This window comes from uncultured Chitinophaga sp. (assembly GCF_937874145.1).
Taxonomy (GTDB): Bacteria; Bacteroidota; Bacteroidia; order Chitinophagales; family Chitinophagaceae; genus Chitinophaga.
This window is the reverse complement of the sequence record NZ_CALNBI010000070.1, coordinates 1-10,477: the sequence shown is the minus strand read 5'-3', so window position 1 is coordinate 10,477 and position 10,477 is coordinate 1. Positions and strand designations below refer to the sequence as shown.

Below are 10,477 nucleotides of genomic sequence, written 5' to 3'. Positions count from 1 at the left end.
ACAGCCAGATCAGGCATTCCCTTATCCTGAAAGAAAATATACATGTAATCAATAAAGCCTTCCTCTGTTATGTCGCAAAGGTCTTTGCTGTAAAAGGCATATTCTTTTTTAAACAAGTCTAAAGAGAAATCTTGCAGGTTTTTATCAATGATAAAATCAATTACCTCATTTTCCTTTTTAATAATATCCTCAATAGAAGGCCCCCCGGTTAACCCCGCTACAGACAAAAAATATCGGGGCTTTGAAAACAGTTCAAAGTAATAGCTTTTGAAGAAGATCGTTTTCCTGTCAAATGTTACCTGTACATATAACGGGTGGGTGAGCTTTCCATGAAAATACAGTTGTTTAAGTCGGTCATTGAAGTACGTTTTATAGCTAACTTTGTATGTTTTAGTCATTTTTAACCTCTTTTAGACGCTTTCATACTAAAAATGTTTATACAGTAGTAAAGTGTGATACAAATTATATCAAAACACATCAAATAGCGTCAATTTGGGTAAAGTTCGGTAAAATCAGGAATAATTTCAAAAAAAAGTTTTGGTAAAACGTAAAATATCAAAACCAATTACTTATATTAGCTTTTGAAAAGTATTCCCTTGCACGAGGGGTATTGTGAACTTGATAAATGCGGAGGTGCAAATGGAAAAAATTAAACCGGAGAAAGCAGCGGAGATGCTGCAAAAGAAGGGTGTCGCAGTAACTGTTGAACAGGCGGCGGTCGTCCTTGAATTTATGCGTAAATTGGCTAACATTATTGTTGCTCATCATTTGGAAAAACTGCGTAACCGATGAACGTCAGAAAATGTATTATTTGATAATCCAAGTTTTAGAAAATGAAAATAGCTGATTTGTATATCCGGGTAAGTACCGATGAACAGGCGGACAAAGGCTATTCCCAAAGGAGCCAGGAAGAACTATTGCGCAAATATTGCGACATCAACAAAATTTCCATCCGTAAGGTGATTTTTGAAGATCATTCGGCCAAGACCTTTAACCGGCCGGAATGGAAGAAGTACCTGCTGGAATTAAAGCGACATAGAGGACAGGCAGATTTGGTGCTGTTTCTAAAATGGGACAGGTTTAGCCGCAATGCAGGGGATGCTTACCAGATGATCAATACACTGCGAAAATTAGGGGTAGAGCCGCAAGCTATTGAACAGCCGCTAGACTTGTCTATTCCCGAAAATAAAATGATGCTGGCCTTCTATTTGGCGGCTCCCGAAGTAGAGAATGACCGCAGGGCATTAAATGTTATTCATGGTATGCGCAGGGCGAGGAAAGAAGGGCGTTATATGGGTTTAGCGCCCTACGGTTATGTGAACAAGACAGATGAGGCCGGCAGAAAGTATATTGCTCCCAAAGAGCCGCAAGCAAGCATTATACGCTGGGCTTATGAGCAGATCGCAGAAGGGGTATTTAATACCGAACAGATTTACAAAATGTCTAAGGGAAAGGGGTATAAAGGGAGCAAAGGCCTTTTCTGGTTTATCATCCGTAATCCTGTTTATTGCGGGAAGATATTTATTGCCAAGTACAAGGATGAAGAAGCCCGATTTGTGAAAGGGCTGCATGAGCCAATTATATCGGAAGAACTATTTTACCGGGCGCAGGACGTTTTGGACGGCAGAAAAAGAGCGCCGTACCGTCTCAAGATTATTACCAATAACGAATTGCCATTACGTGGTTTTCTGATCTGCCCAAAATGCGGCAAACTGTTAACCGGCAGTAAATCCAAAGGGCATACCAGATATTACAGCTATTACCATTGCACAACCGGGTGTACTTGCCGGTTCAGGGCAGATAATGTAAACAGTTTATTTGTTTGTGAACTCAAAAAATACATGCCACGCGCGGAAATGGCCGACCTTTACAGGATCACCCTTGTTGAAGCATGGAACGACCAAACCGACCATTTACAGAACGACCAAAGGCAGTTACAATGGCAAATAAAGGAACTGGAAGGGAAGCTGTCTTATATACGGGAATTGCTTTCTTCAAAGCAAATTGAGCCTTCCGACTTCCGGGAAATGAAAACCGAGTATAGCACAAAACTGGAAAAGCTAGAAGCCAAACTAAGCGCGTATGACCATGACCAAGTGAACATAACCGACCTGTTAGGCAAGGGGCTGAATAACCTTTTAAAACTGGATTATGCGTATGAAAGCGGCGAGATAGACAGAAAACGGGAGATCATTAGTTCGATGTACCCGGAAAAATTAAGTTTTGACGGTTTTACATTTCGAACTTCCCGCATCAATGAAGCGGTGCGCATAATATACACGCTGGACAAGGCTTTGGGCGAAAATAAAACAGGACAAAATGGTGAAATTTCCACTTTGTCCTGTCAAGTCGGGATGGCAAGATTCGAACTTGCGACCTCCTGGTCCCAAACCAGGCGCGATAACCGGGCTACGCTACATCCCGAGCCTTCAAACACTCTCCAGTTAAACCTGGCGGAGTCTGCGGTGAGGGAGGGATTCGAACCCTCGGTACAGTTTGACCCGTACGCCGGTTTAGCAAACCGGTCCTTTCGGCCTCTCAGGCACCTCACCATCCCCTTGCGGGGTTGCAAAAATAGGAATTATTTAGAATTTTCCAAACTGGGAATGAATTAAGATGGAAAATATTCCCCTAAGCCCCTGCTGCCCGCTGCATCATGCCGTCACGCACGTCAAAAACTATCTTTTTATTATATATGGAAAGGCGGGCCGGTTTGTTTGAATTCCTCCAACCGGCCCGCCTTCCAGGGATCAATAGAGGATCTCCGCCAGCTTGCCGGCCAGCTCTTCCCCGCGCAGGTTCTTCGCCACAATCCTGCCCTTCGGGTCGATCAGGAAGTTCTGGGGAATCGCCTGTACGTGATAGATGTCCGACGCCTTCTGCTCGTCGAGGTCGATGAGTTGTTTCCAGGTGAGGCCGTCGTCTTTAATGGCTTTCAGCCAGGCGCCGCGCAGCTGCTCATTGTCGAGCGAAACACCGAGCACCGTAAAGTTCTTCGATTTGTATTCGTTAAAAGCCTTTACCACGGCGGGGTTCTCCGCGCGGCAGGGCTTGCACCAGGAGGCCCAGAAGTCCAGCAGCACGTATTGCCCGCGGTAATCCGACAGCTTTACAGGTTTGCCGTCTGCATCTTTCTGCACAAAATCCGGCGCCTGCGCACCGATCTCCGTACGCTTCAGCCGGGCGATGGTTTCGGCGTACATCCTGCCTTTGCCGGTGGCTTTCACTTTTTTCGACAGCTTCTTGTACAACGGCTCCAGCACGCTTGCCTCGGGGAACATGCCGCCGTAGGAATCCAGCAGGTCCAGGCTCACCACGGTGTTCGGATGCTTGCCGATGAACGCGGCGAAGATGGCTTTCCGGGCCGCCGTCAGCGAATCGTCGAACGCGGCGCGCTGCTGCTTTACCGATTCGGATTGCTTCTCTTCCTTCGTGCGTGCCGCATATGCCGCCGATGCTTCTTTATCCCGCTTCACCAGCGGCTCCATCAACTCCTGCAGTTCCGCATAGAAACGGTTGTCCGTACCGCCTTCCACCTTTGCGCCCGACAGTTTGTTTTCGCCGGTGATGTTGATGGTTGCGTTTTCGAGATATACGGTGAGGTAATCGCGGCCGCCGGCTAGTTGGGAAGTCAGCGTGGCGGAAACAGGATCTGCTACTTTGCCTTTCAATTCAAAAACACCATTCTTCACTTCCGCCGAATCCCGGACATACGTTTTCCCCGAGCGGTAACCGAGATACACTTTGGATGCCGTCATACCTTCTATTTTTCCCTTTAGCGTGTACGTCATTCCCTGTTGGGCCACGGCGGTAACGGGGGCCGCCATCATCGTCAATGCAATTATGTTTGCCAGATATTTTTTCATGGTTGAATGTGTTATCAGTTAAAAGGCCTTGTATCCGGCGCGATGCCCCATTGCGGGTTGAACAGCAGCACGGAATTGGTTTTCGGGAGCACGAAAAGGGGGTCGTCGATCTTGCCTTCGTAAGTTTCAGAGCCCACCGTATGCGAGATGGTGGTTTTGCCCCAGCGCTTTCCGCCTTCGAGGCAGAAGCGCTTCAGGTCAAAAAACCGCTTGATATGCGCCAGCGGCAATTCGCGGCGGCGCTCCTGCAATACCAGGCTGATCACCGCATCCTGCCCCGCAGGCATGGTGAGATCCGGCGTGCCCGGCACCATACGGTACCTGCGCAGCAGGTTCACATCCGCCATCGCCTCGCTGAGCCTGTTGGTACGCGCATACGCTTCCGCACGCATCAGCAGCAATTCGGGATAAGAAAAACCCGCCGTCACCTGGAACCGCGGCAAACCGCCCGACACCGTTTCCCCGCGGAAATACTGCAATCTCGGCCCGTCGTCATACACCACGCCGTTGTACGTGGTCTTGTACCCCGGCGCCGTCAGCAGCCAATACTGGTAGCGGAGGTCCGTAGCGGGATCGAACAAGGCGATGTACTCCGCGGAAGGATAGGAATTATTCGAACGGCCCGACTTCACATCCGACGCGCGGAAGAACAATATCTCGCGGCTCGTGGGCAGGTGGATTTTACTGTCCGGACTATTGACCTGGCTGGCCGCGGGGTTCGCGGGATTCGCCAGCGACAGGGCGTTGTAATCGTACAGCACTTTATCCACGCCATTGGCCGCGGCGGCCGTCCAGGCGAGATTGGCATAATAGGCCACGCTATCGTATCGCTGCGTAAACAGGTGATAGTATGCCAGCATCGCCTGAGTCGCCACTTTGTTCGCGCGGGAAGGGTGGTTCACCGACACCGGGCTGACGGGCAACGCCGCATGGAGGTCCGCCAGCACTTTGGCGAACACTTCTTCCTGCGTCGACAGATCCGGCATGGGCGCATCCACATTGGCCGTTGTGAGGTAAGGAATGGTTTTGGCGGTATTGCTTCCACCGGGTTTATACACCGGACCGTATACCAGCGTGGTGTGGAAGTAGCTCCAGGCGCGGGCTACATACGCCTGCGCCAGCACCGCGTCCGCCTCTTCGGCATTCTGCGGCGTGCGGATTTCCTTCACCCCGTCTATGACGTTGTTGATGTATTTCATCGAGCGGTAGGTGCCCCACTCCCAGAAGTAATCGATCAGCGTAGGGTTCTTGAACGGCGGCCGGAAAATATAACTGTAGTAGTTATCGATATTCGGACTGTTATTGGCTTTGTAGTAAACTTTGCCGATACCTTCAGACAAAACCAGGTTGTCTGTCATATAGCCCAGCATCGACGTGGTGTTATTATTCAGGAACGGATACCGCACCACGTCCGCGTTATCGAGCAGTTTATTGAACTCCGAAACTTCCTGGGGGATGAGTTTCCCTTTGGGTTTCACGTCCAGGAATTTGTTGCAGGCCGAAAGCGAGGCGGCGGCGGCAAAAAGTAATATGTTAGAAAGTCGCATGACCGGTTTGTGTTAAGTTTTAGAAATTGACACGGAGGCCGAGATACAATTCGGGCATAGGCCGCCAGGGTGTGAAACCCAGTTCCGCCTGTGCGGGATCACCTCCGCCCAGCTCCCAGGCTTCGGGGTCCTGGTTGTTGCTGTTGGCCGTGATCATGAGGAGATTACGCCCCTGCAGCATCACGCTCGCATTGCCCACGCCGATTTTACGCAGCAGGGGTTTGTTGAAGTGATAGGTGATGGATGCATCGCGCAGCTTCAGGAAGTTGCCGCTTTCCACGAAAATATCGGCCGAAGTGTAGTAGAAGAAATCGAAAGAATATGGATTCAACACCGGGAAATTCGTGAACGCTTCATCACCCGGCTTCCGCCAGCGCTTGCCTACATCCTCGTGCTGGATGGAAGATCCGTCGTAAGAATGGCGGCGGATGATATGCCCGGTTTTTGCCAGCAGCATAAATGCGAGGTCGATATTCTTGTATTTGAAAGTATTCGTCAGGCTGTAAGCGAACTTGGGACGGAGGGTACCCATATATTGCACATCATCCACCGAAACTGCACCGCCGGAAATCTTCTCGTTCTTCGTATTGAAATACTGCGGCGCCCCGTTGCCATCCAGCCCTGCAAAACGGAAAGCCCACAGCGAATTCGCCGGCATGCCCGCTTTGTTGACGGAATTGGAAGTAAGCGAAGTGGAAAACAGGTAGTTGACATTATACTCCACCACTTTATTCACATTATAACTCATCGTTCCCAACACGTTCCAGGTGAAATCGCCCTTTTTGATCACATCGCCGTCGACCGACAATTCAAGTCCGGTGTTGTTGATCTGCCCGACGTTTTTCACCAGCGAAGTGTAGCCCAGGGTGGGATCTACGGGATCGGCGGCCAGGAGCTCCTTGCTTTTGCGCAGGTAGTAGTCAAGGGAAAAGTTGAGTTTGGAAAACAGGCTGAAGTCGGTGCCGAAGTTGGTGGTGTTCGTCCGTTCCCAGCGGAGGGAATTGTTGGGCGGAGAAGAGATGTTCCAGGAAATATCGCCTGTCAGATCCGAGTAACTGCCCGGCGCCACGATCAGGAAGGGCCCGGTATTCAGCGAGATGTTCCCGTTGATGCCGTACGATCCTCTCACGTATAGTTTGCTCATCCAGGGCACGTCGAAGTAGCTTTCGTTGGAAATCTTGTACGTGGCGCCCGCAGACCATAACGGTTTGTAACGGTAACGCGGATCGGTGCCGAAGAAGTTGGTCTGATCCAGCCGGATGCTGCCGCTCACGAGGAAACGGCGGCCGTATTCATAAGAGCCGTTGGCGTACCAGGACACGAACCGGTTGTCCCGGAAAGCCATGGAACCGATGCTTGCCGTAGGCCTGCCGGCAGACATGAGCATGTCCGAGTTATAATTCCCCGCGATATAATCCGCGTAGTTGAAGGTATTGAAGGTGCCCGCCTGGTCGTTGTACCCGAAGCGCGTGGGCAGGGTGTTGTTATCCCACACATCGCGCGACACCTCCGTTCCTGCCAGCGCAATCACGCTGTGCGCGCCGAAATCCCGGTTGAAGTTGAGTTGTGCGCGGAGGGTATAAGCCTGGTTGATGTTGCGCGATTCGTTCAGCATATCTCCTTCGGGAATGTAATGCTTCGAGGGCACGGAGGACGACGTAGCGTCGTTGTAGCCCGTGCGCATGCGGTACGAATCCCTGCCCGACAAACTGCGCACGAAGGAATTCCCTCGCGTCCAGCTGCCGCCTGCGTCGAGGGAAAGACCCTGCGCCAGCAGTATATTCAGGTTGCCGCCGATGCGGAACTGGAAGTTTTGCTGCCTGGTCATTTCCTGCGCCAGGTCGTTCAGCGGGTTGTACGACATATCCTTCAATCCGGGCAACGCATCATACCGCGCGATCTTCCGGGGGTTGGTGGCGTAAATTTCCTGCGGCTGGCCCGTTGCGGGATCAACAACCAAATCATAAGGATGTACCAGGAACTGGGAATAGTAGTTGAGGAAATCGCCCATCGGCCGCAGCGGCGCCTGGCCGGAACTGTAATTGACATTGGAGAACAAACGGAATTGCAGCCACCGCGCGGGCTTCCAGTCGTTGCGGATATCCATGATCAGCCGGTTGTCGCGCGTATACAGCGTATTGCCGCGGTTGCCGATGAACTTCGCGGTGGCTACGGTCTGGTTCTTATCGTTACCGCCCGACAAACTGATGTTGTGCTGTTGCGTCAGTTGATTGCGGAAAAGATACTCCTGCAATTGCCCGATACCGTCGTTGGATTTCAGCTGCTCCAGTTCAGCGGCCACGTCATGCGACGACATGATCCCCTGCGACTCGGCCACTTTCAGATAATTGACGCGCGACAGGTAGCGGTAAGCATTGTAGGAATTGAGGTAAGAATTCGGGTCCTGTGCATAGATATCGAGTTCCGCTTCCACGTAATCTTTGGCGCTGGAACGGCGGAGATATTTGAGATCGGGCGCCTGGGTGATGCCGAAGGAGCCGTTGTAGGAAACGTTCAGCCCGCCTTTCTTCCCGCGTTTGGTGGTAACCACGATCACGCCGTTGGAAGAGCGTGCACCGTAGATGGATGCGGCCACACCATCTTTCAGCACCGTCACGCTTTCGATGGCGTCGATGTTGAGGGTTTCGAGCCCCCCGGTGATGGGGAACCCGTCTACGATGATCAGCGGCGCGCGCTCGGCGAGCATGAAAGTAGACACGCCACGGATTTCGAGATTGCCTTCACGCGTCAGCTGCATGCCGGCTACCTGTCCTTCCAGTGCAGCTTTCAGATCGGGGCGCAATTTATTCTCCAGCTGCGCGCCGCTCACGATAGAGAAAGAACCCGTCGCCCTTTCGCGCGGGATGCTCTGGTAGCCGGTGTTAAGCGTTACCGACACTTCGCCGATGGTGGTGCTCTCGCGGCTCAGCCGGATCAGGATGGGAATGGAATTGATGACCTTGAACTCCGCCGACTTATACCCCACATACGTGATCACCAGCACATCGCCGGTGTTGGCATTGAGATTGAATTGACCGTTGGCGTCGGACATGGTAGACACGCCGGAACCTTTCACCCGCACGGAAGCGCCGGCGAGGAATTGTCCGGACGAATCCATCACCACGCCGCTAACCGGGAAGAATGCAGGCGCCGCTACCGGCGGACCGGCCACGCGTACCGCAGCTTTCCTGCGGATGAAAATCGTTTGTTTTTCCTGCGAATACTCCAGCGGCTGATCTTTCAGCACCAGCGCGAGGAATGCCTGCAGAGGCATGTCCTTCACATCTACCGACACCGGCCTGGATTCGCCGAGCAGCTGCTTGCTGATAAACACCACGTTGCCCGTCTGCTTCTCGATGGCGGTAAAGACCCGCTCCAGCGGAACCTGCCGGCCGGCAAAGGTGATGCCCTGCGCGGCCGTACCGGCGGAAACATGCAAGCACACCGCCAGGAGCAAAAAGGTGGTCAATTTCATGAATCGTTCAATTTTGGTCGATAGCCGGAACCAGGCCCGCTTCGGCGGGACATGAGGGTTCCGGTCACAAAATGTTCTAAAAAACATACTTTTGTAACGGTTTCTGGTTGATTAATTAAGGTATAAGCCTGAAACTTCGGCCGCTTCGTGGTTCAGACGCAGCGGCTATTTTTATGGTCATGGCAGCACGACCAGTTTTTTCCCATCGTCTTCCAGTTTAAAATGTATGCCTGTTCCTTCGAGCCCGGTGAGCACCTGCATGAGCGTAAGATTACGGCCCATTTTACCCCAGAACTCGGTATCCGGAACGTTTCCCCGGTATTCTACTTCGATATCATACCACCTTGATAATTGTTTCATTACGTCTTTCAGCCCGGCGTCGTTGAAATTGAAAACGCCGTTTTTCCAGGCCATCACTTTCTCCAGGTCGGCGCCTTCCACCACTGCTATCCCGGCGGCCACCTGTGCCTGCTGGCCGGGTTTCAGCCGGGCGGAGCGCCCGTCTTTCCTGACATTCACCGCGCCGCTCAGCAAAGTCGTGAGGATGGCGCGCTCATCTTCATACGCATTGACGTTGAAGTTCGTGCCCAGCACTTCGATCGCCGCGCCGTTCCTGGCCATAACCCGGAAAGGCTTTGCCGCGTCTTTCGCCACTTCGAAATATACTTCGCCTGTCATTTCCACCAAACGTTCTTTCCCGTTGAAAGCGGTGGGGAAGCGGAGCGAGGATTCGGCGTTCAGCCAAACCGCGGTACCATCGGGCAGCGTAATCCTGAATTGCCCGCCGCGCGGGGTTTTCAGGGTGTTGTATTGCACAGCGGCTTCCCCGCCGGAAGCGTCGTAGCGTAGTTGTCCGGATTGCTGGTGGATGGCGGTGGCGCCCTGGCGGATCACCTGGTTGCCGGCGCTGTCGAGCGTTACCTCTGAGCCATCGGCCAGTACGAGCACGGCTTTGTTGCCGCCCGGCGCTACGTCTTTGGTGATCGCCTCCGCAACGGGGATTTGGGTTGACAGGCGGTTCACCAGCAGGTATGCACCACTTGCCACCAGGATCAAAATAGCAGCGGCTGCCACCCAGCGATAGAGTTGACGAGGTTGCCGGGGCGCAATGGCGGGCTGGCGGCGTAAAGCCGTCAACTTTTCCCAGACCGCCTCCCCGTCATAGCTTTTCCATTCGCTGAAAAGGCGTTCCAGCGAAGCTTCGTCGTCCAGCTCTTCCCACACCACCCTGTTTTCCGGCGATGCGGCCAGCCAGTCGTCGAAAAGCGACTGTTCCTGCGGGCTGAGCGGCTGACCCGCCCACTGTTTACGGATCGCCTCCCGCTGCTGTTCGTTGAATGAAAATCCGGGTTGCATATAGATTGAAACGGCCTCCGCCACAAAACGCAGCAGTTTGGGCCAGATTTTTTAAAATATTTTTTACCGGTAGAAATTCCCTGCTTCATAAACGGCCCAGAGCACCAGGGCGGCTTCCAGCAGGTGCTGGTCTTTCAGGGAAGCCCGGAGCAGCGCAAGCGCCCTCGACCTGTCGGCCCGTACATGGTTTTCCGCCTTGTTGGTCCGCTGCGCGATTTCCGGGACAGACAATT

General features: G+C 52.7%; 6 protein-coding genes, 2 tRNA genes and 1 pseudogene. 2 read left to right on the top strand and 7 right to left on the bottom strand.

What is annotated here, in order from left to right:
- Positions 1-398: hypothetical protein (locus Q0510_RS03245; RefSeq protein WP_298708196.1), on the bottom strand; the 398-nt coding region annotated here is incomplete at its 3' end.
- Positions 399-639: 241 nt separating this feature from the next.
- Between Q0510_RS03245 and Q0510_RS03240 the strand changes: the two genes are divergently transcribed.
- Together Q0510_RS03240 and Q0510_RS24830 are read left to right on the top strand one after the other, a co-directional pair.
- Positions 640-792 carry a hypothetical protein gene (locus Q0510_RS03240; RefSeq protein WP_298708194.1) on the top strand — a complete coding sequence of 51 codons (153 nt, stop codon included), beginning with the start codon at positions 640-642 and terminating at the stop codon, positions 790-792.
- Positions 793-833: 41 nt separating this feature from the next.
- Positions 834-1,811 (top strand): annotated as a pseudogene (locus Q0510_RS24830) (recombinase family protein); the annotation flags it as partial.
- Between the two features lie 538 nt (positions 1,812-2,349).
- Here Q0510_RS24830 and Q0510_RS03235 read toward each other — a convergent pair.
- The 6 genes from Q0510_RS03235 to Q0510_RS03210 all read right to left on the bottom strand — a co-directional run bounded on the left by Q0510_RS03235 (position 2,350) and on the right by Q0510_RS03210 (position 10,244).
- A tRNA-Pro gene (locus Q0510_RS03235) sits at positions 2,350-2,424 on the bottom strand.
- A gap of 39 nt (positions 2,425-2,463) precedes the next feature.
- Positions 2,464-2,552: transfer RNA gene (locus Q0510_RS03230), tRNA-Ser, on the bottom strand.
- Positions 2,553-2,750: 198 nt separating this feature from the next.
- Complete coding sequence (locus Q0510_RS03225) at positions 2,751-3,866, bottom strand: TlpA disulfide reductase family protein (protein ID WP_298708192.1); 1,116 nt, start codon at positions 3,864-3,866, stop codon at positions 2,751-2,753.
- 14 nt (positions 3,867-3,880) lie between these two features.
- Complete coding sequence (locus Q0510_RS03220) at positions 3,881-5,413, bottom strand: RagB/SusD family nutrient uptake outer membrane protein (RefSeq protein ID WP_298708190.1); 1,533 nt, start codon at positions 5,411-5,413, stop codon at positions 3,881-3,883.
- A 19-nt stretch (positions 5,414-5,432) separates the two neighbouring features.
- Positions 5,433-8,888: a SusC/RagA family TonB-linked outer membrane protein gene (locus Q0510_RS03215; RefSeq protein ID WP_298708189.1), complete on the bottom strand. Its 3,456-nt coding sequence runs from the start codon at positions 8,886-8,888 to the stop codon at positions 5,433-5,435.
- A 177-nt stretch (positions 8,889-9,065) separates the two neighbouring features.
- Complete coding sequence (locus Q0510_RS03210) at positions 9,066-10,244, bottom strand: FecR family protein (protein WP_298708187.1); 1,179 nt, start codon at positions 10,242-10,244, stop codon at positions 9,066-9,068.
- Between the last annotated feature and the right edge of the window lie 233 nt (positions 10,245-10,477).

What these genes read in the sequence shown, in the direction of transcription:
- Q0510_RS03225 (WP_298708192.1), bottom strand. Translation starts at nt 3,866, where the DNA reads ATGAAAAAATATCTGGCAAACATAATTGCATTGACGATGATGGCGGCC.
- Q0510_RS03220 (WP_298708190.1), bottom strand. Translation starts at nt 5,413, where the DNA reads ATGCGACTTTCTAACATATTACTTTTTGCCGCCGCCGCCTCGCTTTCG.
- Q0510_RS03210 (WP_298708187.1), bottom strand. Translation starts at nt 10,244, where the DNA reads ATGCAACCCGGATTTTCATTCAACGAACAGCAGCGGGAGGCGATCCGT.
- Q0510_RS03240 (WP_298708194.1), top strand. Translation starts at nt 640, where the DNA reads ATGGAAAAAATTAAACCGGAGAAAGCAGCGGAGATGCTGCAAAAGAAG.
- Q0510_RS03215 (WP_298708189.1), bottom strand. Translation starts at nt 8,888, where the DNA reads ATGAAATTGACCACCTTTTTGCTCCTGGCGGTGTGCTTGCATGTTTCC.